Source organism: Paenibacillus sp. FSL H8-0332 (assembly GCF_037963835.1).
Taxonomy (GTDB): domain Bacteria; phylum Bacillota; class Bacilli; order Paenibacillales; family Paenibacillaceae; genus Paenibacillus_AQ; species Paenibacillus_AQ rhizoplanae.
In genome coordinates, this window is the sequence record NZ_CP150145.1 from 177437 (window position 1) to 202769 (window position 25333).

Here is a 25333-nt window from a genome sequence, read left to right on the forward strand (position 1 = left end):
AAGAGGTGCGGAAATGGCCAAAATAGTCGTAATTAACGGAACACCCTCTCTGGTCTCACGGATCAATGCCGTGATTGAGTATGCAGAGAGCGCCTTGCGGGAGCGCGGGTATGAAGTGGAGCGGATCAATGTGGCAGAGCTTCCGGCGGAGGATCTGATTCACACCAAGTTCGAGAGTGAAGCCATCGTCAAGGCGAACGGGCTCGTGGCGGAAGCCGATGCGGTGATCGTCGTCAGTCCGGTATATAAGGCTTCTTACACGGGAGTGCTGAAGACCTTCCTAGATCTGGTGCCGCAAAAAGGGCTGGCCGGCAAAATCGTGCTGCCGCTCTTCATGGGCGGAAGTCTCGCGCATCTGCTCGCCATTGACTATGCACTGAAGCCGGTATTGTCCGTGCTTGGCGCCCGCTACATTCTTGGCGGCGTCTACGCCGTAGACTCCCAGGCGGTGCGTAACGATCAGGGCGTAGTTGAGCTGGCGGAGGAGCTGAAGCTGCGCCTGAACAGCGTGCTGGAGGAGCTGGCTGAAGAGACGGAGCATAAGGTGGGGCGCAAGGCAGGGCAATCAGCAGCCGTAGAATAACGTTAGGCTGCCGGTTACAGCTGCCCGTACAATCAAAAGGCACTACATTACCCGAATGCGGGAGTGTAGTGCCTTTTTGTATATGAATTTTATACCCCTTGAAAGCTCAGCTCCGGCTCCCACAGTACCACCATATCTCCCGCCAGACTCGCCGGAATATCGATGATCCGCTGGTTGCTGCTCCCCCGGTAGGAGAGGGTCAGGTCCTTCAATGCCTCAACAAACCGTCCGTCGATCACGACCTGGCACAAGGCCAGCAGCTTCCATTCCGCAGAGCCCGGGGAAGCCGTAAGCTCCTCGTACGTATAGCCGGTATAGATCCAGATCGGGAAGCCCGGCAGCTCGGCGCGCAGCTCATGAATGAAATCTGCAGCCTCCTCAGCCGAGAAAAAAGGGTCCCCGCCCGCAAGCGTTAAGCCGTCCAGCAGCGGATTGCCTGCAATCTCTTCTATAATCTCCCGCCGCCGCTCCGGGGTGAAGGCCTCCCCGTAGTTGAAATTCCAGGTCTTCGGGTTGAAGCAGCCCGGGCAGCGGTGGCGGCAGCCGCTGAAGAAGAGGACGGCCCGCAGGCCTTCCCCTTCATTGATCGACTCCGGGTAATAGCCGCAGATGTTCATAGATGCTTAACACGGTCCCGGACTTCGGCTTGCTTGGCAGCATTGAAGCGGGTCTGATAGTCGCCGGTCAGATACCCTGTAACCCGGCGCAGACGGCGGATATGGGTGGTATCTTCATGCGCATTGCAGGTCGGACAATTCGCGCCGATGACCCCTTCATAGCCGCAGGCGGAGCAGCGGTCAATCGGATGGTTAATGCTGAAGTAGCTGATGTCCTGCTCCAGCGCGTATTTGATGATTTTGACGAAGGCTGACGGGTTGCTCCGGGCGTTGCCGTTCAGCTCGACATAGGAGATCGCTCCGGCGTTGCAATGTTCATGGAACGGAGCTTCCAGGCTGATCTTCTTAGCTGCGCTTAGTTCATAATAGACCGGAATGTGGAACGAGTTCGTATAGTATTCACGGTCCGTTACCCCAGGGATAGAGCCGAGCACCTTGCGGTCGATCTTGGTGAACTTGCCGGAGAGACCTTCGGCCGGCGTTGCGAACAAGGTGATGTTGAGATTAAGCTCCTCGCTCTTGCGGTCGCAATATTCACGCATGTGGCGGACGATGGCTACAGCCTTGGCGTGAATCTCCATATCTTCGCCGTGGTGCTTACCGTACATAGCTTTCATGCATTCTGCCATTCCAATGAAGCCCAGCGACAGACTGCCGTGCTTCAGCAGCTCGCCTACGCTGTCATCGGGGGCAAGCTGCTCGCCGCCTTCCCAGACGCCTTCACGCATCATGAAATCGGAGGCTTTGGCCTTCTGGGAAGCCTGAATACGGAAACGGTGCAGCAGACCGTCGAGCGCAATATCCATGTAGTGATTGAGGTCGTCAAAGAACCCTTTTTCGTCAGCAGCCAGGCGGCGGCCGGTTACCGTACCGTGGGCCAGTCCAAGACGCACCAAATTGAGCGTGTTGAAGGACAGATTACCTTTGCCGGAGCAGTGGTTACGTCCAAAGCGGTCGCCGAGCACACGGGTCCGGCAGCCCATCGTAGCGAACTCGGTATCCGGGTCAGCCGGATCGTAATATTGCATGTTCAGCGGAGCGTCCAGATTGGCGAAATTCGGATACAATCTGCGCGCCGAGCACTCCGCGGCCTTCAGGAACAGCTCATAGTTGGGATCGCCCGGCTGCTGGTTGACGCCTTGCTTACATTTAAAGATCTGAATTGGGAACACCGGCGTCTCCCCGCTGCCCAGTCCGTTCATCGTGGCCGCCAGCAGTGAACTGATCACAAGCTGGCCCTCTGGTGAGGAGCAAGTGCCGTAATTGATGCTGGTAAAAGGAATCTGGCCGCCGGAGCGGCTGGACATCGTATTCAGGTTATGTACCATGCTCTCTGCGGCCTGCAGGGTCTCGCTCTGCGTCTCCTTCAGGGCGAAACGGAAGGCACGCGGATACTGCTCAGCCAGATCGCTGCGGCTCATCGTAATCTCCCCAAGCTCAGAACCCTCTGTATTCTCCTCGAAATACTCCAGACCTTTGCGGAAGAGCTTGGAGAAGGATTTGGTCACATAAGGGGCCAGATCATAATCCAGCTTGTTGGCGGATACGCCGCCGTATTGCGCATTTTGCTGCGACTGGAAAATAATCGCCACCAGTGACATCGCCGTCATAATCGAGTTGGGAGGCCGTACGCTGCCGTTGCCGGTGTTGAAGCCTTCACGGAGAAGCCGTTCAAACGGAATGAAGATGCAGTTCGTGGTTCCAATGGCGTACTGATCAAGGTCATGTACATAGACGACATTATCCAGGGTAGCCTGTACCAGCTGTGGCGGCATGGTGAAGTTACGGGCATACCATTTGGAGTATTCACTGCCGAACTTGCTCATTTTGCCGGAGAAGCTCTCCCCGTTCAGGTTGGCGTTCTCGCGCAGCAGATCCAGATCCCGGCTTTCGATAATATCCCGTCCCAGATGAATGACCTCTTCTAAAAGATCCTCCTGTGCAGCTTGTCCTTCGTTATAACGTTTCTCCAGCAGCGTCATTATATAACTCTCTCCTCTCGGGTATTGTAAGCGTTAAAAAAGCACCCCCGGCCGGGAAGGCCGGAAATGCCCGAATGCATGATGCAAAGTTCCGGAAAGCGGAAATTTGCCTGTGGTCTGGGTGGAACATACGAGCAGACACAGGGCGATAGCTTACGCCCGTTCTTGTATATTCCGCAGAGCCGATACCTGAAGATAATCCTCGATCGTCCTCAGGTATCGGCAGCCTATGGCCCGATTGACGGAAGGCTAACTCTGCTATTGCAGGCCGCATACGGACACCTCCCCTGTTCCTCGCAGGAGTCTAAGCGGTGCCACCGAAACGGGCAGGTCTCCTGGCTTCCGGCAACTCCTCCTGCGCCTTCCCGGGGGGCTTATTCCGCCCCTTAGTGGCAATTAGCCGGAGAATGCGGCCCTGGGGCATCGCGCCCTGGGAGCATCCGGTTACAGTGGCGGGACCGCAGCGGTTTTGCACCGCGCTTCCCTATTAAGTCGCACCTCTATTACAAGGGGTGAAACACCCGTTTCTACTATATTTTGTTGTTATCTATTAAAGCTAACGCAATATATTGTGTTTGTAAATGTTTTTTTGCAATCCCGCACGGGGAGCGGGTTCGGCGCTTTTACTCACAGCTGATCCACAGTTAGTCCACAGGTAATCCACAACTTTTCTATGAATTTTCCTTGAATGTTTCATAAAATCTCCGAAAATACGCCACAAAGAATCCATAAATAGAGTGCGTCTAATCCTGGTTATCATTTTGACGGATATTAATAGAATAGAGAGGGTGGCAGGTGATTTGTGGCGAGCCTGGCGAAGCGTTACAATAAGAGGATAAATAAGAGGCTCAGGCACATCAGATCATTAGGAGGGAGATCACAATGGCAATTGGCGAAGTGACCGTTATTCCGATCGGGACAGGCAGCACCAGTCTCAGCAGCTATGTGGCCGAGATGCAGCGCGTACTGGAGACGGTGGAGGGCATTACCTATGAGCTAACTTCTATGGGTACGATTATTGAGGGACCGGTAGCGCGGATTCTGGCTGCGGTAGAAGCGCTGCATGAGTCGCCGTTCACCGCCGGGGCGCAGAGAGTCTCCACCTCGCTTAAGATCGATGACCGGCGCGACAAGATCTCCACCAGCCGCAGCAAGCTGGAATCCGTGGAGCGTAAGCTACAGGGAAAGTAGTGGGAATATAGTATCTAATCAGAAATGACGATAAGGAGCGGATTCTACATGGCAGAAGCAGCGCGGCAGATCGGAATTCAAATGTATACACTGCGGGACCAGACGGAGCGGGATTTCCTCGGCACACTGGGCAAGGTGGCAGAGATGGGATACCAGGCAGTGGAGTTCGCCGGTTATTTCGGCGTAGCTGCCGGGGAACTGCGCCGCAGGCTGGATGAACTGGGCCTTGCGGCGCCTTCGGCGCATGTGGGACTGGACTTCAGCAGCCTGGATAAGATGGAACAGGCCTTAGCCAAAGAGATTGAATACGCCGTAGAGCTCGGACTGCAATATATAATCACCCCGTCGGCACCGCTTCCGCCCAGCCCTTCCATCGAAGATGTGACAAGAATAATTCCATTCCTGGAGAAGGCTTCCGCGATGGTCCGGGCGGCAGGGATGGAGTACGGCTACCACAACCATGATTATGAATTCGCAAAAGTTGACGGCAAGGCGGTCATCGATATCTGGCTGGAGCGGATTCCTGCAGAGCATATGCTGGCAGAGTTTGATCTGGGCTGGGTACACCGGGGCGGAGCCCGGCCCGCAGATTATGTGTCACGGTACGCCGGCCGTGTTCCGCTGGTCCATATTAAGGATTTCGGAGCAAACCAGGAGGAGACCGATCTCGGGAAGGGAGAGGTCGATTTCCAGAGCGTCTTTGAGATAGCGGAGCAGAGCGGAATTCTCTACTATATTGTAGAGCAAGAGGCCTATGAGGTATCCTCCCTTGCAAGCGCAAAGCTCGCGCTGGATTATTTCCGCGGGCTGGGGCTAATGCAGTAGTGTTTAAGCCGATGCATATCAGGGGTAGGGGATCGGATATATCTAAGGGGTGTCCATAAAAATAATGAAGAGATATACGCTTTATTTAGATGAAATTCTCACAGGTGGTCATTTTGATCATTTTAGCTTAATGGGATTTGCAATTGGAGAAAACGAATATGAGATGGATATTATCCCTTATGTCAATTCAATAAAGAATAAGTACTTTGGGGATGAAAAGGTCATAATTCACGAAATGGATATCAATAGACATAAATCCGCCACCCCATTTAAGGTCTTTCAGGATAATGATGTGCTTAAAAATTTCTGGGGTGATATTACTGGGATGTTCAAGCATTATAATCTCCCAGTGTTTGGAGTCAGCATTCACGAGAAGGACTGCCAAAGCTTATATACTAATGGACGTGATAAGTATTTCATTGCTCTTCAAATAATTATGGAGAATTTTGTTCACTATCTTGAAATGAACGATGGTAAAGGTTCAATTTATTTAGAATCAACTAATGCTGATCCAGACCAAAAAGATCAACAATTACAATATCATTTCCATTATCTTATGGCCCAAGGAACTCTTTTTTACAGTAATAAAACTGTACAAAAAAGACTTAGTACAATAAATTTCGGCTATAAACCTGATAACATAATAGGATTGCAGATTGCAGACTTATTACCAAACACGTGGAATAGAAAGCTTTCCGGTAAACCACTTAGGACATATGGTTTACTTGATATGATTGAAAATCAAGCATACGATGGAGGATGTAACAAAAAGGAACGATTTGGCTTGAAAATAATTCCATAGTGTACATTGACATAGAAAATTGTTTGAGTTAAAATGTTTTATGTAGTGATAGCGTAAGCTTTCCCTGCATCAACTACCTCATAAGAATTGCGAAAGCTCTTCTTTGTACAAAAAGACATGTATAATTAAAGCAAGTCGACGAATACTAATATAAATGATATCTAAGACTGCGAAAGCTCTCTTAGGTATCACGACTTAAGGGGACTGCGAAAGCTCTCTTCTTATTTAATGGAAGCGCCTTTTAAGGCGCTTCTTTTCCTTTTAACAAAATGTAATTATCATACTCACTACTGAAAAAGGGCTTGCGTTTTCCGCTGGAAGAGTTATAATATTTTTTGCTTGGCAGGACAGCAAAGCCTGTTCGCTGGTGTAGCTCAGGGGTAGAGCAACGCACTCGTAATGCGTAGGCCGGGGGTTCAATTCCCTTCACCAGCATCCTTACAAAGTCGATAGTGGCGCAGGTTCCGGTTTTTTTGGAACTGCGCCTTTTTTCTATGCAAGTATCAACTTCTACCATCCAAATATAGTATAGTGTTAAGCATATGGTTGGATGCTAGGAGGCAAGGATCTTATATGGGAAACCGGACATTCCTGATTGTTACCAGTGCCGATACGGATTTGATTGGTTATGAGAATACAGCTTTCGAAACGAATAATTTTCTCGCTCCAGTATGGTTTTGTCTGGTCAGCCAAGACCAGTTCCAGCGCTATAGCAGGCAGCTTATGCAAGCTTGGAGCAAGATTCAACCCCATATGGACCAACCGGATGTGGAGGATTTGCCTGAGTGGGAGCATTTCTCCGAGGCCTTCCAATGGCAGATTCCATGGGCGGATGCTGCAGAGCAATTGCGCCTGAGTTTACCCGGCACGCTGGCCCGTTTCCCAGCGCTTGCCACTCCTGTACAGGAGTGGATGGAGACCTTATCGACCCATGTACAGCGTTATTCTGCTGCCGTTATTCATCTGGAGCTTTCGCAATATTTCTCGTTCACGGGCGATCCCGCCCTATATCTGAGAGACATTCAAGAGTACGTTACCCTCTGGCAGTCGCCGCATCCCTCGCAGGAGAAGGTCTGGCAGGGAGCAGCCGATAACTTTTATATGCTGAATGGGGAGCATTTGCCATGGAGAGAACCTACGGCAGCTCAACCGGAGCAAGCTTCGGATATTCAGCCAGCACAGTCCATTCCTCCAGCATCCGGGAAGCGCCAGTCCAAATGGCGGCAGGAGCTCAACATTTGGTTGCTTGTGATTCTATCCGCAGCCCTCTTTTTTGCCGTCTATGTCAAGACCACCAGTGGTTGGTTGGCGGTGCTCTGCTTCTTCATCCCCTCCCTGTGTATCGTTTTGTGGAATATAATTATCGGTCGTAAACAAACCTCCCGCCATCAGCTGGAAGCGGCTAGGAATTTGAAGAGGAACAGTCCTCCTTCTGATGCTGTGCTCAGAATTGAGTATTTCGCTGGGCATTCCCCTATTGGGGTGGATGGCATGGAGACCGGTCCTTCGGAGGATAAAGCGTTACCGGATCTTATCCCCTGGCTGGAAATCCTACAAGCGAAGGTGTTTTCATCTCATGAGGTTGAGCTCATCATTTCTGCTAACCCTTCACCAGTCTCTACCTTACAACTTCATTTGAAGCTGGATGAACAGCTGGATGCCAAGGATATCGTATCAGCGGTTAATGCGATGGTGCTGGCTCATGACAAAGCATTGGTATGATTACATTCACTAACCGGCTTGGTGGCATCGCCCTGGTCGTTGGTACACCAGGATTGGGACTGGAAGGCCAGGAAGATAGCCACCCATCTGTGTTCATTCTCGAAATGTATAAGGACTCCGCCGTCTTGCCATGTGCCATTTTCTCTGGCGTACCCGCCCGCATTGCCTTGGTTCATATGAATATTATGAACCCCGCGTCCGGGGGTGAAGCCGAAATACTTATCGGGCTTACCCTCTTCCGGTCCCCAAGGCTCGCCGAATACGTACAGGGTTGCATCCTGTTCCTGTGTCTCTTTGAGATAAGAGGTGATTTTGTCATACAGATTGTTGTGGGGATCATTGTCTTCCTTGTCATCTTGGTTCGTATTAGGCAGAGCTACCATCTTACTGGGAATCACCAGGTTTCCTCTGATATAATCAAGGGCAAGGCTCCGGTTATGCCTGGTGATCTTCGTGAAGCCGGATTCAAGCGTGAGCCAACGGTCCGTTTCTTCGGCTTTGAAATCTTCGCCCACATAATAAAGCACCTGATTTGCAGTGTCCTCCGGTAAATGTTCCGCTTTAGCACTTGATCTGATATTGATAGCCACCCTGTACTTTTTATTAATATTACCTTCAACCTCAACCAGTACCTGGACATGATTATTTTTGACACCTAGCTTATATATGGTATCCTCATTGGATAATTTGCATTTTAATACCCCGTACCCTTGATCTAATCCGTTACCCATAGTTCGTCAGTCCCCCTTCTTAGCTATTATTGTTTCCCATAGAAGGCCATAGTAATTCTGAGTAAAAAGGTGTTCATCAGAGGAGGCAAGCTACATTATGAAATGCCTGACCATTCGCCAGCCGTGGGCCACGTTAATTGCGCTGGGAGAAAAACAAATCGAAACCCGGACCTGGCGGACCGCCCACCGGGGGGAGTTAGCCATTCATGCCGGGATGCAGGTGAATAAGGCGATCTGCCGGACGGAGCCGTATCAGTCGTTACTTGCCCGTCATGGCTACACTGCAGACAATCTGCCAACGGGCAAGATCATTGCAGTCAGCCGCATTGCGGATTGCTGTGAGGTGACGCCGGAGCTTGCGCAGCAGGGCTGGCCGGGTGGCAATGAATATGTATTCGGCAATTATGCCGAGGGAAGGTATGCCTGGAAGCTGGAAAAGGTTGTTCCACTGGTACATCCTATATCTGCTAAGGGACGCCTGGGGTTCTGGGAATATCCTGTGCTGGAAGAGGAATTGTGAATTTCCTGACGACATTTTGAAGAAAAATTGCTCCAGATTGGCTGCCGGCTGGTATAATTGGGATATTCGGCGGGAAATCTTCCTATATATAAGGATAGTTGTGCTCTGAGGCGGTTACCGCTGGAGAGGGGCAGGAATGCCGGGAAGGAGCGTATGCATAATAGATGGGAAGCCTTCTAATTGCATGGCTTTGTATGCTTTGTTTGTTTCTTGCGTTCAGGGATCAGGTAAGCCGGAGAATCCTGTACCCGGTAGCTGTAGTGGTTATATGCGGCACGTTGGGGTATTGGACGTTATTAATGTAGCCGCATCCGGGCGATCATTTGATGTAGAAGTCTGCCGCTTGCGGCAGGCTTCTTTTGTTAGCGCTGCTTCATCTTCTCCATACCCAGATATCTGCGCATATGCAGAGTGGCCTGGGCGGCAATCACATCATCCAGCAGCAGCATCCGCTCGTGATAACCCCTACAGATGAATTTGGCTTCAACGCCTGCCTCCAGCCGCTGCTGTTCATAGACCTTCAGACCACGGGCGCGCATCCCGGCACGGACCTCCCGCAGATCGGCAGAAGCGGCATGGACGGCCGTCTGGATCACCTCCAGATAAGGCGCAGGCGTGCGCAGCTCTGAGGATATAGCAGAAGCATCGCGCTCGAAGGCGGATAGAATAAGCGGCAGCAAAATATAGGATTTGACCAGCAGGTTGTCCTGGCTCTCTGCTCTTTGCATCCTTCTCAACCCCTCAAAGAGAACGTATATTCGCATTGTAACTCATCCTTCAAAAAATAATCAATGGGTTTTATAAACTAATCCTAATAATGTGACATTTTTCACAATAAAATAGAATGAATTATTTTATATTAAAATTGAAACATTAAAGATAGAGGATTAAAAAATTTCAGCTCAAAGGAGAATGGCAATGAGTCATGAAGGAAGTCTCCGCCGTGGTTTAGTATTCGGGATCATTCTAAGTGTTCCGCTCTGGGTATCGATGATTGGCTGGGTTCAGCTGTTCGGGTCTGCCTAGGCGACATTTTTATTCAAAATATATGAATTCTATTTGCAGGTGTCGTCCCTATGGGCGGCACTTTTTTTTCGAGCTGAGATGCCCATAAATAGGTAAAATTGCATTGAACAGGAGCAGATGATGAGTAGAGGTGGGCTGAGGGCGATAAAATAGGACGAATGTATCAAATTTTAATGATATAAATTGATAGTATTATAGAAAAGAGAGACAAACGGCTACAGCCAATCCTCTGATTTCTCGACTTTTTTCGTCACTAGATAAAAAAGAGACTCGTCCCTTAACCCTTATGGTACAAGGGATCAATGAGGAACCATCGTAAAAAATAATTTCAAAAAATATACTGGGAGTGGATTGACAATAGGGTGGGAGAGCGGATAAACTGAAATTAGTACAAAAGTAACAAATGTCATAGACTCAACAATGAATTTACATAAGCAAATTATAATTTCATATCGAAATCATGTACAAACGCAAACCGTATCGAAAGAACGGGACGCAAAGTCAGGAATCTACTGTCTCAAAAGTTGAGGCTAGGGTCGTCCGGCCGCCGTGAAGCTAACCCTTCTTGGCGGTCTTTTTTGTTGTTATAGTCTCGTGACAGATTCATAGAATAGTAACTAGGAGGTGTGGACTATTGAAGAAAAGAGTGCGTAAAACAGCCGCCATCATTATGGCGGGCCTATTGACCTTATCCAGTGCCTTTACGTGGGGGACGGATGTTAGAGCAGCTTCAGGGGTGCCGTATACGCCAACACCGGTTTTGGGTGTCGCAGGGAATTTTAATGCTTTTATCCTCGGGGATTTTAAACAAGCCAATGATCAGATTGAGGGCCGCCTGGCAGCGGCAGGGAACATTACCCTCTCCGGAGGTTACGGAGTAGCCAGAGCATACAGTGGTGCTGCGCCGACGGATGTACTTGTGGCCGGTAAGAATTTTGTACATTCAGGCAGTGGAGAGATCTATGGGAATGTGGTATTTGGGGATAGCTTTACAGCCAATGAGCCTGGTGTCAACATCAAAGGCGGGAAGAAAAATGCCAGCCCGATTGATTTTGCAGCCGAGCAGCAGATGCTGATCTCCCGTTCCACAGAGTATGGGGCTTTGGCCGACACGAATGAGATTGGCGATAATCATTATGGACAGCTCAAGATAAGTGCACCGGATCGTTTCAATGTAGTTCATTTGGATGCTTCGACACTGGCGAAGACCAACTATATCGAATTCAACATTGCCCAGAACGCTACGCTGATTATTAATATAAGCGGGTCTACAGTCAATGTGCCGAGCTTTTCAATGAGTAACGGCAGAGCCAGTCAAGTATTGTTCAACTTTTACGAAGCCTCTGAGGTGAATATCGAATATACCTCATTCTTCGGGACGATCCTCGCACCTAGAGCGGATGTTCATTATAAAGGAGCAGAGCTGTACGGAACCCTGATTGCAAAATCTTTTAGCGGCGGGGTAGAGATGCACCTGGGATTGTACGAAGGAGAGGGGCCGCCGCCGAGTCCGACGCCGACCGCAACGCCGACACCTAGTCCATCACCGACACCAACGGCTACACCAACACCAACCGTGAAGCCAACGCCGACGGTAACACCAACACCAACCGTGAAGCCAACACCGACGGCAACACCAACACCAACCGTGAAGCCAACACCGACGGTAACGCCTACACCTACAGTGAAACCTACACCAACAGTAAAACCTAGCCCGACACCTGTGTGCACTCCAACTCCAAAGCCAACACCTACCGTGAAGCCGACACCAACAGTAAAACCTAGCCCGACACCTGTGTGCACTCCAACTCCAAAGCCAACACCTACCGTGAAGCCGACACCAACGCCGACCGTGAAGCCGACACCGACACCAACTGTAAAGCCGACACCAACGCCGACCGTGAAGCCGACGCCGACCGTGAAGCCAACACCAACGCCGACCGTGAAGCCGACGCCGACGCCGACCGTGAAGCCGACGCCAACACCAACCGTGAAGCCGACGCCGACGCCGACCGTGAAGCCGACGCCAACGCCGACCGTGAAGCCGACGCCAACACCAACCGTGAAGCCGACGCCAACACCAACCGTGAAGCCGACACCAACGCCAACTGTGAAGCCGACGCCAACGCCAACTGTGAAGCCGACACCAACACCAACAGCGGTACCGACACCAACGCCAACAGCGGTACCGACACTAACGCCAACAGCAGTACCGACACCAACGCCAACGGCGGTACCGACACCAACGCCAACGGCAGAGCCGACGCCAACGCCAACGGCAGAGCCGACGCCAACGCCGACGGCAGTACCGACACCAACGCCGACAGCAGAACCGACGCCAACACCAACGGCAGAGCCGACACCAACGCCAACGGCAGTACCGACACCAACGCCGACGGTAGAACCAACGCCGACACCGACACCAGAGCCAACACCGACGGTAGAGCCGACACCAACACCGACGCCGACGGCAGAACCAACACCAACACCAACGGCAGAGCCAACACCAACACCGACGGTAGAGCCGACACCAACGCCGACGGTAGAGCCGACACCAACACCAACGGCAGAGCCAACACCAACACCGACGGTAGAGCCAACACCAACACCGACGGTAGAGCCGACACCAACACCAACGGTAGAGCCAACACCAACACCGACGGTAGAGCCGACACCAACGCCGACAGCAACGCCAACGGCAGAGCCGACACCAACGCCAACGCCGACACCGACACCAACGCCGACGCCAACGCCGACGCCGACGCCGACAGCAACGCCGACACCGACACCGACACCAACGCCAACGCCGACGCCGACACCAACGCCGACGCCGACACCAACGCCGACACCAACGCCGACGCCGACACCAACGCCGACGCCGACGCCGACACCAACGCCGACGCCGACACCAACGCCAACGCCAACGCCGACACCAACGCCGACGCCGACACCAACGCCGACGCCGACACCAACGCCGACGCCGACACCAACGCCGACGCCAACGCCGACACCAACACCAGATCCAACACCAGTAACAACGCCAGCGCCAACATCGCCGCCGTTCAGTTTCCCTCCAGTGCCTACGCCGACTCCGATTATCGGATTTATCGTGAGCAATGATGTGGCTGTGAATGATGATCCGCTGCCGCTTGGACCTGTAGCAACTCCAATAGCTACAACAGTACCGGCACCAACGCCGACACCGGCTGTTGCGGTTGCGCCAATAGCAGCAACACCGGAGCCAACGCCGTCAGCGGAACCGGCACCCGATGTAGTCATTATTGATGATGAAGTTCCTCTAGGCGGTGTGCCTGTGGAAGGGACTCTGCCGAAGACGGGCGAATCTAGTCCTGCACCTTATTATTTTGCCGGTTTGGCACTAGCGGGTCTGGGCTTGATTCTTAGAAGAACCACCAGAAACAGCAAACGTAAGTAAGTGAATCATCCTAGCTGAGTTTTATACAAACAAACGGTGATCCTGTAATTTGACAAGGGCTGCTTTCGGAGAAGACGTTCTCCTGGAAGTAGCTCTTTCTTTTGATTAGAAAATTATGATTTACGTCCGATGTGGATAAGTTGTGCATATAGTTGGGGAAAAGTGTCTTGGAGCATCCGCAGGATGACTATATTCTGGATCAGGAATAGGAATGACTTTGCTGATTTCACTGAACACATGGACAGCGCGTGGTCATCTGGGCTGATTATGGCCGAAAAAGCGACTACATTCGGTGCGGCAGAGGCGTGTGTGCCGAATGTGGTCGAAAAACCGACTACATTCGGTGCGGCAGAGGCGTGTGTGCCGGATGTGGTCGAAAAAGCGACTACATTCGGTGCGGCAGAGGCGTGTGTGCCGAATGAGGTCGAAAAACCGACTACATTCGGTGCGGCAGAGGCGTGTGTGCCGGATGTGGTCGAAAAAGCGACTACATTCGGTGCGGCAGAGGCGTGTGGGTCGGATATGGTCGAAAAACCGACTACAATGGCGATGCCGCAAGCATTTTGTTCCTTTTGATACTCCCACTCTTAAACAGCGGAGCGGGCGGAATGATTGTGGAGAAGCAGAGCGGTCGCCTTTGTATCCGGATTTTCACCGATTAGGGGAATGGAAAAATCTGGATACAAGAGCGATTGGAACAACGTTCCGTTTGCGGAGCGTGCTTCTAAGCGTCGCCGTAATTCATACTCCATTACAAAATACACTAAAAAACAGGGCGTCTCGGCTATATTTTTAGTTGGCCGTACTCCCGTGCTATACTAGGCTCAAATTACACTAAGCAAGAGATGCTTTTCCCTGACTGGGAAGGGTTGCTTACTAAAGGAGGAACGTTGATGTGGATGCTATACCTGCTTGTGGCGCTGATCGTCGTGGCCGCAGGGGTGGGATATGCCGGATTCTATTTTTATGGAGTAGCCATTAGGCGGGCCCCTAAGGAATTCCTGGCCAAGACTCCAGACCTTAAGATCGATCCGCCGCCGGTGGCCGGAGCTTCGTGGGGAGAAGGGGCGGAGTGGGTGTCCCGGCAGACCTTCCGTGAGGTGGAGCTGGTGTCTGAGGAGGGGCTCAAGATGCAAGGCTATTATCTGGCGTCAGAGCGTGCTGCCGGACGGACGGTCATTGTTGCCCACGGGTATTCCGGGAAGGCCAAGGATATGGGAGCGACCGCTAAGAACTATTATGAGAACCTGGGGTACAATGTGCTGTTGCCTGATGCTAGAGGACACGGGAAAAGCGAAGGAGATTATATCGGCTTTGGCTGGCCGGAGCGCCGGGATTATCTGAAATGGATCGGATTTGTCCTGCAGGAGAACGGACCGGACGCGCAGATCGTGCTGCATGGCGTATCTATGGGCGGAGCCACGGTGCTGATGACGTCCGGCGAGGAGCTTCCTCCGCAGGTCAAGGCGATTGTCGCCGATTGCGGCTACACCTCGGTCAAGGCGCAGCTGTCCTATCAGCTGAAGCGGATGTACCATCTGCCCAGCTTCCCGTTTGTGCCGGTGGCCAGTCTGGTGACCCGGATGAAGGCCGGTTATTCCTTTGGGGAGGCGTCTGCGCTGAAGCAGGTACGCAAGGCCAAGGTGCCGATTCTGTTCATCCATGGGGATGCGGATACCTTCGTGCCTTTTGATATGATGAATGAGTTGTATGAGGCCTGCCGGAGTCCGAAGGAGCAATTAGTGGTGCGTGGAGCGGGGCATGGTCTTGCCTATGATACGGATAAAAGCACATACATCCGCACAGTAGGCGAATTCGTGGAACGCTATGTACACAGCCCGGTTGCCGCTGAATCAGTAAGGTAAAAGTCCCTAGAACGTAGACGCGCCCGATATCCGCTGACAGCGGTTATCGGGCGCTAATTATGTTCCACACATGGGGCCTTTCCCCAGAACAGGGAAGCAGCACGCCAAGTCTTTATCGGTATATTAATCCCCCGCCGTCTGTGAGCAAGACGGGTGTCGTTATTCCTTGTTATTTCCAGCAGCCGTGTGGCGAGAGAAATCCTTCCAATACGACAAAAGCCCTACCTCTCTTTTGTCCTTGCGGCTCCGTGGCCGCGCCAGTGTGAATCGGAATGCTATGTTCGAATTTAATCTCATAAAAGGGATAAGTACTGCAAGAAAACGTAAGATATTGTGTCCAAACCGCCGATAATATATAGAGTGATTCATCGGCCTGACATCTTCTTGATGGGGATAAACATACTCGAAAACAAATATTGTTTTATTATAGCACGGGCATCATAAAAACGCAACTGTATATTGGGCTGAGGCCGGGACGGGAATGAGGGGACAGATGAGACTATACAGAGGTTTTTTGAGAAGTCAGATCCGGAACTATGTCTTCGGCTCTACTGTAGCGGTACTGGCAGTCGGGAGTCTGCTTATGCTATCTTCCCTGGAGATCAGCCGGGTTGAATATTACCGCCTCCTGCTGGTGCTTATTTTTTCTTTTGTGATTATGGCGTCCATAGAGATTACGGTCTTTCTCAGACAGATCAGACCCATACGGGCTGCGCTGGTTCAGGAGAATGCTACATTACCTATGCTCGAGGAAGCTTATCTGCACACCCACCAGCTGCCCAAACGGGCCATTCAGCGGATTATGGGGCCGCATCTGCTCGGATTATCCGTGCCGGCTCTGTTGCTGACATTCTGGATGATTCATGCGGGCTGGGTGACGTTCCCTTATATCTATCTGATCCTGGCTATGTGCTGCGCTGTGCTTGTGGCCTGTATGCACTCCCTGATTGAATTCTTCCTGACCTGCACCGCCATTATTCCGCTGATCAAGGAATTCAGGAACCGTGCGCTGGAGCAGTATGGCGTGGATTTTGCCCTGGAGGGCCATGTGTTCGTGCCGATACGCCCCAAATTCCTGGTGAGCTGTATGCTGATCGGGACCTTCCCGCTGTTCCTGTTTATTATGGCGACACATATCCGTATGAACGGTGAGGGGGATTCTATAGTTGTCGTCGGACTTCAGAGCTATTGGGCCTGGGCGGGGATGGTGCTGCTGATCGGCACGCTGTTCTCCTCCATTGCGGCCTGGCTGCTGACGAACAGTGTACAGCATCCGATCCATGAACTGTATCAGGCGATGAACCAGGTGAAGGACGGTAATCTGGTCCAGGTGCAGGATGAGTATTCCGATGAGTTCTCCAAGCTGGTTGCGGGCTTTAACATGATGGTCCGCGGGCTCCAGGCCAGGGAGCAACAGAGCCGCCAGCTGCTGGACAGCTACTTCTCCACCCTGGCCGTGGCGCTGGATGCCCGCGATTCTTATACGGCAGGACATTCGCTGCGTGTAGCGGAGTATTCGGTTATTATTGGACAGCTGGCCGGACTGAGGGGGCAGGAGCTGGATGATCTGCGCAAGTCGGCCCTGCTGCATGATATTGGCAAGATCGGGGTGAGGGACAGCATCCTGTTCAAGGAAGAAGCCCTAACGGATGAGGAATTCCTTCAGATTCAGAGCCATACGGTGCTGGGGGAGAATATTCTGCGGCAAATTGAACCGGCGGACAAAATGGCACCCTTTCTGGGCGGTGTCCGCTCGCATCATGAGCGTTATGACGGCCACGGCTACCCGGATGGTCTTGCCGGTATGAATATCCCCCTGCATGGCCGGATTATCGCGGTGGCAGATGCCTATGATGCGATGACATCGGACCGGCCTTACCGGAAAGGGATGGACCACGAACGGGCGCTGGGGATTCTGGAGCAGGGCAGCGGCAGCCAGTGGGACCCAGAATTCGCCGGATTGTTCCTGGGTTATTTCGGACGGAAGCCGGAAGCCCGCAAGGATGCGCAGCCGGTCCAAGCCGGGTAATACACAGTTTGAGTGCATTATCCTTTTATTCCTTGCCGAAGCGGATACTATCCAGTTTATGGAGGTTCCGCTTCGGCTTTGCGTGCCTATTTTGTGAACTGACATGGAAATGCGACAATTAACGACTACATTCATTGAAGGATTGAAGGCAGACCGTTATAATTATTAAGTCTGGATTTTAATTAAAAAATAAGGGAGATTTCTATGAAACGCGCAGATGTGCTGCTAATTTCTATCGTTCTGATTGCTGCGCTCGCTTTTCTCGTGCCAAGATGGCTGTCAAACGATGCTAATAAAGGTGGGCCAGGCAAAGAACTCAAGGCCAATATAACGGTAGATGGTAAGTTATTCAAAACGATAACCCTGACCAAAGAAGAGCAGACTATTGAGGTCCGCACCGAGCGGGGCTATAACATTCTGAAGGTGCATGATTACGGGGTTGAGATGTTCGATGCGGATTGTCCCGATAAGGTCTGTCTCGGCTTCGGATTCATCACGCTGCCCAAGCAGACCATCGTATGTCTTCCGCACCGGGTATTGGTTGAGATTGCAAGTGCGGCCGGGGAGGATGAAGTAGATGGCTATGTCCAGTAGTGAATCGGCCACAGCGCTGAAGCGGACCGTAATTATCGCTATATTTGCTGCCGTTGCTGTGGTGCTGAGTATTGTGGAGGCGCAGATCCCGCTGGCCGGAGTGGGGCTGATGCCCGGGGCGAAGCTCGGCTTCGCCAATATTATGATTTTGACCTGTATTTACTTTCTGCGCGGACGCGATGTCCTGGTACTGGTGATCCTTAAGACACTGCTGACCGCCTTCCTGCTCGGCACGCTGTCCAGCCTGCTGTTCAGCTTGTTCGGCTCCCTGTTCAGCTTCATTGTGATGTTCGCGCTGGTGAAGCTCGGCCGCAAAAAGTTCAGTGTTATCGGCATCAGCATTGCGGGAGGCTTGGCTCATAATACGGGACAGCTGCTGGCAGCCTCGTTCGTATTTAATTCAACCAGTATTTTCTATTATCTGCCGGTTCTGCTGATTACCGGTATTATTACGGGCATTGCTGTCGGCTTCGCCGTCCGGTATGTGGTGGACTCACTATCCAAGATATCCTTGTTTGAAGAGTTCCTGAACGGACCGGGTCACTAGCTGCGGAAGGATGAGTAACATGAACCAAGCGTACAACGATACAAAAGCCGGTGAGAAGCCGGCGGTGATTGCCCTTGAGGGCGTATCCTTCGGCTATGATCCGGAGCATCCGATTCTTCATGATATCAACGTGTCTATCCCGCAGGGCCAATGGGTGAGCATTGTGGGGCCTAACGGCTGCGGCAAATCGACCCTGGTCAAGCTGCTGAATGCGCTGCTTCCGAAGAGCGCCGGCCATATCTCTGTCTGCGGGCATACGCTGCAGGAAGAGACGGTTCAGTCCATCCGGCAATGCATCGGAATGGTCTTCCAGAACCCCGACAACCAGTTCATAGGTCAGACGGTGGAAGAAGATATTCTCTTCGGCCTGGAGGGGCTGTGCCTGTCCTACGAAGAGATGAAGGAGCGGCTCGAATTCTATACCGGGAAGCTCGGGATCAGCCATCTGTTGTCCAAGCATCCCGGAGAGCTGTCGGGCGGGCAGAAGCAGCGTGTAGCCATCGCCTCGATTCTCGCCATGAAGCCAGGCATCGTCATCTTCGACGAGGCCTCTTCTATGTTGGACGAAGGCAGCCGGGATGAACTGATGGGGATTCTGCGCGACATGCAGGCAGAAGGCAGCTACACGATTCTGCTGATTACTCATGATGCTGATGAGATTCTGGCGTCGGACCGGGTGCTGGCGCTGCATGGGGGAAGCATCGTGGCAGATGTATCACCTGCGGAACTGTTCCGTGATGCAAAGCTGCTGGAGAAGTGTCATTTGCGGGAGCCATATACTTGGCAGCTTGCCCGTGAACTGGAGAGCCGGGGAATTACGGTGGATGTACCCGCCAGCGAAAAGGAGCTTATAGACACACTATGGCAATACAACTACAGCAAGTAAGCTACACGTATGCCGACCGCAGTATGTGGAAGCAGACGGCGCTGCACGGGATTAATCTGGAGATTGCCCAGGGTTCGCTGACCGGAATTGCCGGAGCCACCGGATCGGGCAAATCGACACTGCTCCAGCTGTTCAATGGCATTCTTAAGCCGACAGAAGGCACGGTGCAGGTGCTGGATGTAACGATAACTGCAGGGGAGAAATCACCGAGGCTGCTTCCGCTGCGGCGGAGGGTAGGCCTCGTCTTTCAATTCCCGGAGCAGCAGATGTTCGAAGATACGGTGGAGAAGGATCTCTGCTTCGGGCCGCTGAACTTCGGGGTCAGCCTGGAGGAGGCCAAGGAGCGGGCGCGCAAGTCGATGACGGATATGGGACTGGATCTGGCGCTGCTGGAGCGCAATCCCTTCCGGCTCAGCGGAGGACAGATGCGGAAGGCAGCCATCGCCTCGGTACTGGCGATGGACCCGGACATTGTGGTGCTGGACGAGCCGACCGCCACCCTGGACCCGGTAAGCCGCGCGGAGCTAATCGCGCTGCTGGAGCGGCTGTGCCGCGAGCAGGGCCGGACGATCATCATCGTGACGCACCGGATGGATGAACTGCTGCCGGTGGCCGACAACTGGGTCCTGCTCAAGGAGGGGGAACTCGCCTTCCAGGGCAGCGGCCGCGAGCTGGCCGCCGATCCGGCGATTCTGGAGCGCTGCGGACTGCGGGTTCCGCAGTCTCTGCGTTACTGGCAAGCTGCCGCCGAGCGCTTCGGCCTTAGCGGCGAGCAGCCGCTTCTTACAGCGGAGGGCCTCGCGGGGCGGCTTGCCGCCTTGCTTGAAGAGCGCCGCACGCTGAATGCCTCCGGCGGGGAAGAAATGGGGAATGGCCATGAATGAGCGTCTGCTGCTGGGACGCAGCATTGATACGGGCTCTTGGGTGCATAAGCTGGATGCCCGGTCCAAAATCACCGGGATGCTGCTCTATGTAGCGATCATCCTGCTGTCCACTTCGTGGATATCGATCGGGCTGGTCGCGGTCTTCTCCATTGCGGTGATGGCGACGACCCGCATTCCACTGAAATATTTCATTAAGGCTGCGAAGCCTTTGCGTTATCTGATGTTGTTCATTTTCATCGTACAGGCGCTGTCCGTGAAGGAAGGGGAGGTGCTGTGGTCGCTTGGCTCGTTCTCGCTGCATGCGGGCGGCCTGCGGATGGGGGCATTTTCTGTCATCCGCATGTTATTCCTGCTGACCTTCACCGCGCTGCTGACCTTCACGACAACGCCGGGCAAGCTGAACCAGGGGCTGGAGGGAGTGCTGGCCCCGCTGAAGAAGCTGAGGCTGTCACCCGACCGGATTACGCTGATGATCAGCATCGCGCTGCGTTTCATCCCGACGATTCTGGATGAGGCACAGATTATTCTGAAGGCGCAGGCCTCGCGCGGAGCGGATCTGAAGGAGCTGCCGCTGAAGGAGAAGGCGCGCATGCTTGTCTCGCTGCTGGTTCCGGTCATCGCCAGTGCGTTCCGGCGGGCCCAGGACCTGATCTATTCCATGGAAGCCCGGGGCTTCCGCATGGATGCGCCGCGCAGCCGGTATCACCGGCTCAGGTGGGGCGCGGCGGATACGCTTTTTGTTGCTATGTTCGTTGTACTGGGAGTTGCAGTTGCATTATTGTAAGACATTTAGGGGGATACGGAAATGGCACGTTATTTTAATGGTAAAGAAGTAGAGTTATTGGCACCTGCGGGAACCTTCGAGATCTTCAAGGCTGTCATTGAATCGAAGTGCGATGCGGTGTATTTCGGCGGTCCGGTGCTGAACATGAGAATGATGCGCAAGGGCTACAACTTGAGTCATGAAGAGATTATCGAAGCCCTGAATATCGCTCATACGATGGACAAAAAAGTATATATCACGGTAAACAATCTGTTCAGCGAAGAGGATGTGGAAGAGGCCAGAGAGTATCTGCGTTTCCTGGATACAGCCCGTCCGGACGCGCTGATCGTGCAGGATATGGCTGTGCTGGAGTTGATCCGCGAGATGGGGCTGAATCTGCCGGTGCACGCGTCCGTCATGATGAATGTGCATAATCTGGAGATGATCCATGCGCTGAAGGAGCTGGGCGTCAGCCGGGTCGTTACCTCGCGGGAGATGGATCTGCAGACCGCTAAGCTGCTGGGACGCCAGAGTGGCATGGAGCTGGAGTATTTCATCCATGGGGATATGTGCTCTGTCCACGGGGCGAACTGTTATTTCAGCTCCCAGGTGTTTGGGATGAGCAGCAACCGGGGCAAATGTATGAAGCCTTGCCGCTGGGATTACCGGATCAAACGTGACGGCTATGTCTTCCCTGCGGAATATCCGCTGGCGGTGAAGGATATGTTCATGTATGAGCATCTTCCGGAGCTGATTGAATCCGGCATTACTTCCTTCAAAATCGAAGGCCGTATGCGCGACAAAGACTTCATGGTGATGCTGTCCAACAGCTACGGCGATGCGATTGACCGTTATATCGATGATCCGCTGGGCTTCGACCGGACCCAGGATTCCAAGGACCTGCATAACAACCGCAAGCGCGATTTCTCCACGGCGTATGCTTTTGGCAAACCGGGACTGTCGAATATCAACCGCCGTTATGAGGGAACTGGCAAGTTCTACAGCACCGGTAAAGTGTTCAGTACGCCGACTGCCGAGCGTGAACTGTCTGCCGAGCGGGTGACAGAGCTGCGCGGGCGAATGGCTGAAGACAGACGCAGCACCCTTAACAAGCCTGAGCTGGCAGTGCGTGTGAATAATATGGAGCAGGCGCGTCTCGTACTGGAGATGGGAGTGGACAGCTTGTATCTGCCGGGCGATGTGTTTGAGCCGGACCGTCCTTTTACGAAGCAGGATATTAAGGACCTTGGAGCGGTAAAAGGCCATACCAAGCTATATCTCGGCCTGCCGCGGATGATGAATGAGCTGCATTTCGACCAGTATGATCATCTGCTGAACGGGGAACGGCTGCCGATTGACGGATTGATCATTACGAACCTGGGAGCGATCCGCCGTTACCGTGGGACTGGTTATCCTATGATGGGCGATGCCAATCTGAATGTCTACAACCATCTGTCTGCCGGACTGTATGCCGGACTGGGCCTTACGAAGCTGACTGTTTCGCCGGAGATGACGCTGGAGCACTTCGCCACCTTCACCTCGCACAGCGACTTGCCGCTGGAGGTTGTGGTACACGGAACGCCGGCGCTGATGTATATGGAGCATGATCTGTTCGAGAATACAGAGGTGATGGAGCCAATCGGAGAGGAAGACAACCAATATGTCCGCAATGATGTGCTGGTGCTCAAGACTGACAAGGGCGAGAACCCGGTCTACCGTGACCAATATGGCCGCTGCCATCTGTTGTTCGCCAAGGAGTTATGTTATCTCCCAATGCTGGGTGAAATGAACGGCCTGGGGATTGCCAGCTTCCGCATTGAAGGCCAGACATACAGTATAGAGGAGCTGCGCACTATTATTGCTGCTTATCAGGCTGCGATGGATGGAACGAAGCCGGAGGATGATCTGCTGGGCGGATTGAAGCCGGTATATGCGGGGTACACCCTCGGTTCACTGCAGTTTAACTAATGCTAATAATTCAATTTTAAAATAACGCTATTGCGAGTATAATAAGGGAATATGGCGCGATTATAAGTACCTTTTTTCACAAACTAATAGACAGGTGTGCCTGATGTGGCACCAGCCTGCTAGCCATCATTGTTAAATCATCAGCTATCGAAAGCGAGGGGAATCTCATGGAACAGAGCGTTATCATTGGAAGAGAAGCGGTAGCTGCCAAAAGAAAGCAGTATTTCTACCCGTGCACCGCACATTTTTACCGGGATGCCCCGCAATTGGTACGTGGAAGCATGCAGTATGTCTACGATGAGAACGGCAAGGAATACACCGACTTCTTCGCGGGAGTCTCTGTGGTTGCCTGCGGCCACTGTAATCCGGCTATTACTTCCCGTACGATAGCACAACTGCAGCAATTGCAGCACACCTCGCCGATCTATCTGACCCAGCCGAATGTAGACTTGGCGGAACGCCTTGAAGAAGTGCTGCCGGGCGCGCTGCGCCGGACATTCTTCGTCAATAGCGGCTCAGAGGCGAATGAAGGGGCGCTGCTGCTGGCGCGGATGCATACCGGCCGCAAAGGTTTCATCGCTCTGGATGCCGGCCTGCATGGCCGGACCAACCTCACTATGAGTGTGACCGGACTGCAAATGTGGCGGACCGATGCCTACCTCGATGAGGATGTGACGTTCATTAAGCGCCCGTATCATCCGGAATTGACTCTGGAGGAAGCGGCGGTGCAGTCCATCCAGAATCTGAAGGAGGTACTCGCTGCCCAGGGAGACACCATCGCTGCTATGATCGTGGAGCCGATTCAGGGAAATGGCGGGATTGTCATGCCTGCGCTGTCTTACTTCCGTGAGGTGAAGGCGCTGCTTGAGCAGTACGGTGTACTGCTGATTGACGACGAAATCCAGACCGGCTACGGCCGGACGGGAGCTATGTTTGCGATGGAGCATTTCGGCGTTGTGCCGGACATTATCAGCATGGCTAAGGCGCTTGGGAACGGTGTGCCCATCGCTGCCTTTTCCACGACGGATGAGATTGCGGCATCGCTGAACAAGCCTTCCGCCTCGACATTCGGAGGGAACCCGGTCTCTGCGGCTACGGCACTAGCGGTGCTGGACTACATTCGTGATGAGCGGCTGGCAGAACGTGCGGCTGAGCTCGGCGGGCAGCTGAAGCAAGGCTTGCTTGCTCTTCAGGAGCGTTACCCTGCGTTGATTAGCGATGTACGGGGCAGCGGACTTATGCTGGGGGCCGAGCTGGCCGGTACGGAGACTGAGGATGCCGCTGCTGTGACAGACTATGTGCTGGAAGAGTTGAAGGACCGCGGATACCTGATCGGCAAAAACGGCATAGGCCGCAACGTCCTCGCCTTCCAGCCGCCGCTTGTTGTCACTTCCGGGAATATCGATGCCCTGCTGGATGCACTTCATGAAGTGCTGCAAGCGATCCACTGAGAAAGAGGCCTAACATTATGGTGATCATTAATGCTTTTAAACATACGGCACTAAAAATGAAAATGTTCAGCGAGCTGGTGATGTTCTCCCATACGCTGTTCTCCCTGCCTTTTGCCATCATCTCGATGGTATGGGCGGCGGGCGGCTGGCCTTCCGGCCATATGATGTTATGGGGGCTGATTGCGCTGATCGGGGCGCGCAACGGGGCGAATGCGTTCAATCGTCTGGTAGACCGCACCTTCGATGGCAATAATCCGCGTACCGCCCACCGGCATCTGCCGCAGCGTCTGCTCGCCGAGAAAGAAGTCATTCTGTTCATTATCATCAACTATGCCCTGTTCATTGTAGCCTCCGGGATGCTGAACCTGCTCTGTCTGGTGCTGTCTCCGGTAGCCATTGTACTGATCTCATCCTATTCCTATACGAAGCGCTTCACCTTCCTCAGTCATCTGTATCTGGGCTTCGTGATTGCGTCGGCGCCGATTGGTGCCTGGTTTGCGGTTACCGGGAATATCGCCTTCACGCCGTTCGTGATCGGAACCGTGGTGATGCTCTGGATCGCCGGGTTCGATATTATCTACGGAACCCAGGACATTGAGTTCGACCGAAAAAACGGCTTATGGTCCATACCGAGCTTCTTCGGCCTGGAGAATGCGCTGTGGATCTCCAAGGGGCTGCATTTCATTATGGTTATGCTGCTGCTGTTCCTGTACCTCTGGCGTGATCTCGGCTGGATGTATCTGGTCGGCATCGGCATCGCTACGCTGCTGCTCATGACGGAGCACAAGATCATCAAGCCTGCTAACCGTAAGCTGATGAAGGTGGCTTCTTATAATTTGAATCAGGTGATTAGTATGGTGATATTGCTGTGTACGCTGATTGATTATTTTTACGTTAATTAGGCTGGGAGG

Annotated in this window: 22 protein-coding genes, 1 tRNA gene and 2 riboswitches; of the genes, 19 read left to right on the top strand and 4 right to left on the bottom strand. The window is 52.9% G+C overall.

The window, feature by feature from the left end:
• The first annotated feature begins 13 nt into the window (after positions 1-13).
• Entirely contained in the window at positions 14-583 is a 570-nt protein-coding gene (gene ssuE / locus NST43_RS00750) for an NADPH-dependent FMN reductase (protein WP_209994704.1), read from the top strand.
• 89 nt (positions 584-672) lie between these two features.
• Here the strand turns inward: ssuE and nrdG are convergent, their stop codons facing one another.
• Both nrdG and NST43_RS00760 read right to left on the bottom strand, forming a co-directional pair.
• Entirely contained in the window at positions 673-1200 is a 528-nt protein-coding gene (gene nrdG / locus NST43_RS00755) for an anaerobic ribonucleoside-triphosphate reductase activating protein (RefSeq protein ID WP_339221892.1), read from the bottom strand.
• On the bottom strand, positions 1197-3182 hold the full coding sequence (locus NST43_RS00760; protein ID WP_339221894.1) for an anaerobic ribonucleoside triphosphate reductase: 1986 nt from the start codon (positions 3180-3182) through the stop codon (positions 1197-1199). The genes nrdG and NST43_RS00760 overlap by 4 nt, the downstream gene beginning before the upstream one ends.
• 307 nt (positions 3183-3489) lie before the next feature.
• A riboswitch (cobalamin riboswitch) is annotated at positions 3490-3722 on the bottom strand.
• 342 nt (positions 3723-4064) lie between these two features.
• Here NST43_RS00760 and NST43_RS00765 point away from each other — a divergent pair.
• The 5 genes from NST43_RS00765 (at position 4065) to NST43_RS00785 (ending at position 7722) form a co-directional block, all read left to right on the top strand.
• Positions 4065-4373, top strand: coding sequence for an MTH1187 family thiamine-binding protein (locus NST43_RS00765; protein ID WP_209994701.1), 309 nt, complete (start codon positions 4065-4067; stop codon positions 4371-4373).
• Positions 4374-4421: 48 nt separating this feature from the next.
• The gene (locus NST43_RS00770; protein WP_339221896.1) at positions 4422-5198 is read left to right on the top strand and encodes a sugar phosphate isomerase/epimerase; all 777 of its coding nucleotides are present in this window, start codon (positions 4422-4424) and stop codon (positions 5196-5198) included.
• A 64-nt stretch (positions 5199-5262) separates the two neighbouring features.
• Complete coding sequence (locus tag NST43_RS00775; RefSeq protein WP_209994699.1) at positions 5263-6000, top strand: DUF3800 domain-containing protein; 738 nt, start codon at positions 5263-5265, stop codon at positions 5998-6000.
• Positions 6001-6363: 363 nt separating this feature from the next.
• Positions 6364-6435, top strand: a tRNA-Thr gene (locus NST43_RS00780).
• 138 nt (positions 6436-6573) lie between these two features.
• Complete coding sequence (locus NST43_RS00785; protein WP_339221898.1) at positions 6574-7722, top strand: hypothetical protein; 1149 nt, start codon at positions 6574-6576, stop codon at positions 7720-7722.
• Here NST43_RS00785 and NST43_RS00790 read toward each other — a convergent pair.
• Positions 7701-8453, bottom strand: a complete 753-nt coding sequence (locus tag NST43_RS00790) for a YukJ family protein (RefSeq protein ID WP_339221900.1) — start codon at positions 8451-8453, stop codon at positions 7701-7703. The two genes, NST43_RS00785 and NST43_RS00790, sit on opposite strands and share 22 nt — an antisense overlap.
• A 97-nt stretch (positions 8454-8550) precedes the next feature.
• Here NST43_RS00790 and NST43_RS00795 point away from each other — a divergent pair, with 97 nt between their 5' ends.
• Positions 8551-8973, top strand: a complete 423-nt coding sequence (locus NST43_RS00795) for an ASCH domain-containing protein (RefSeq protein WP_339221902.1) — start codon at positions 8551-8553, stop codon at positions 8971-8973.
• Between the two features lie 362 nt (positions 8974-9335).
• Here the strand turns inward: NST43_RS00795 and NST43_RS00800 are convergent, their stop codons facing one another.
• Positions 9336-9701 (bottom strand): hypothetical protein, encoded by a 366-nt coding sequence (locus NST43_RS00800; protein ID WP_209994601.1) that lies wholly within the window; start codon positions 9699-9701, stop codon positions 9336-9338.
• 757 nt (positions 9702-10458) lie between these two features.
• Positions 10459-10551, top strand: a riboswitch (cyclic di-GMP riboswitch).
• An 82-nt stretch (positions 10552-10633) separates the two neighbouring features.
• On the opposite strand from NST43_RS00800, the gene NST43_RS00805 reads away from it, so the two are divergent.
• The 12 genes from NST43_RS00805 (at position 10634) to NST43_RS00860 (ending at position 25324) form a co-directional block, all read left to right on the top strand.
• Entirely contained in the window at positions 10634-13435 is a 2802-nt protein-coding gene (locus NST43_RS00805; RefSeq protein ID WP_339221904.1) for a choice-of-anchor A family protein, read from the top strand.
• A gap of 183 nt (positions 13436-13618) precedes the next feature.
• Positions 13619-14011 (top strand): hypothetical protein, encoded by a 393-nt coding sequence (locus NST43_RS00810; RefSeq protein ID WP_339221906.1) that lies wholly within the window; start codon positions 13619-13621, stop codon positions 14009-14011.
• Positions 14012-14334: 323 nt separating this feature from the next.
• Positions 14335-15300, top strand: coding sequence for an alpha/beta hydrolase (locus NST43_RS00815; protein ID WP_339225309.1), 966 nt, complete (start codon positions 14335-14337; stop codon positions 15298-15300).
• 514 nt (positions 15301-15814) lie between these two features.
• Positions 15815-17329 carry an HD-GYP domain-containing protein gene (locus tag NST43_RS00820; RefSeq protein ID WP_339221908.1) on the top strand — a complete coding sequence of 505 codons (1515 nt, stop codon included), beginning with the start codon at positions 15815-15817 and terminating at the stop codon, positions 17327-17329.
• Positions 17330-17533: 204 nt separating this feature from the next.
• Positions 17534-17923, top strand: a complete 390-nt coding sequence (locus tag NST43_RS00825; RefSeq protein WP_339221910.1) for a NusG domain II-containing protein — start codon at positions 17534-17536, stop codon at positions 17921-17923.
• Positions 17907-18470 carry a Gx transporter family protein gene (locus tag NST43_RS00830; protein ID WP_209994599.1) on the top strand — a complete coding sequence of 188 codons (564 nt, stop codon included), beginning with the start codon at positions 17907-17909 and terminating at the stop codon, positions 18468-18470. The genes NST43_RS00825 and NST43_RS00830 overlap by 17 nt, the downstream gene beginning before the upstream one ends.
• 19 nt (positions 18471-18489) lie before the next feature.
• Positions 18490-19356 carry an ATP-binding cassette domain-containing protein gene (locus NST43_RS00835; protein ID WP_339221913.1) on the top strand — a complete coding sequence of 289 codons (867 nt, stop codon included), beginning with the start codon at positions 18490-18492 and terminating at the stop codon, positions 19354-19356.
• Complete coding sequence (locus NST43_RS00840; RefSeq protein WP_339221915.1) at positions 19332-20240, top strand: energy-coupling factor transporter ATPase; 909 nt, start codon at positions 19332-19334, stop codon at positions 20238-20240. Before NST43_RS00835 ends, NST43_RS00840 begins: the two co-directional genes overlap by 25 nt.
• Positions 20227-21024, top strand: coding sequence for an energy-coupling factor transporter transmembrane component T (locus NST43_RS00845; RefSeq protein ID WP_339221917.1), 798 nt, complete (start codon positions 20227-20229; stop codon positions 21022-21024). Before NST43_RS00840 ends, NST43_RS00845 begins: the two co-directional genes overlap by 14 nt.
• 21 nt (positions 21025-21045) lie before the next feature.
• Positions 21046-22971 (top strand): U32 family peptidase, encoded by a 1926-nt coding sequence (locus tag NST43_RS00850; RefSeq protein WP_339221918.1) that lies wholly within the window; start codon positions 21046-21048, stop codon positions 22969-22971.
• Between the two features lie 167 nt (positions 22972-23138).
• Positions 23139-24422, top strand: a complete 1284-nt coding sequence (locus NST43_RS00855; RefSeq protein WP_339221919.1) for an aspartate aminotransferase family protein — start codon at positions 23139-23141, stop codon at positions 24420-24422.
• 17 nt (positions 24423-24439) lie between these two features.
• Positions 24440-25324, top strand: coding sequence for a UbiA-like polyprenyltransferase (locus NST43_RS00860; RefSeq protein ID WP_339221921.1), 885 nt, complete (start codon positions 24440-24442; stop codon positions 25322-25324).
• The last annotated feature ends 9 nt before the right edge of the window (positions 25325-25333 follow it).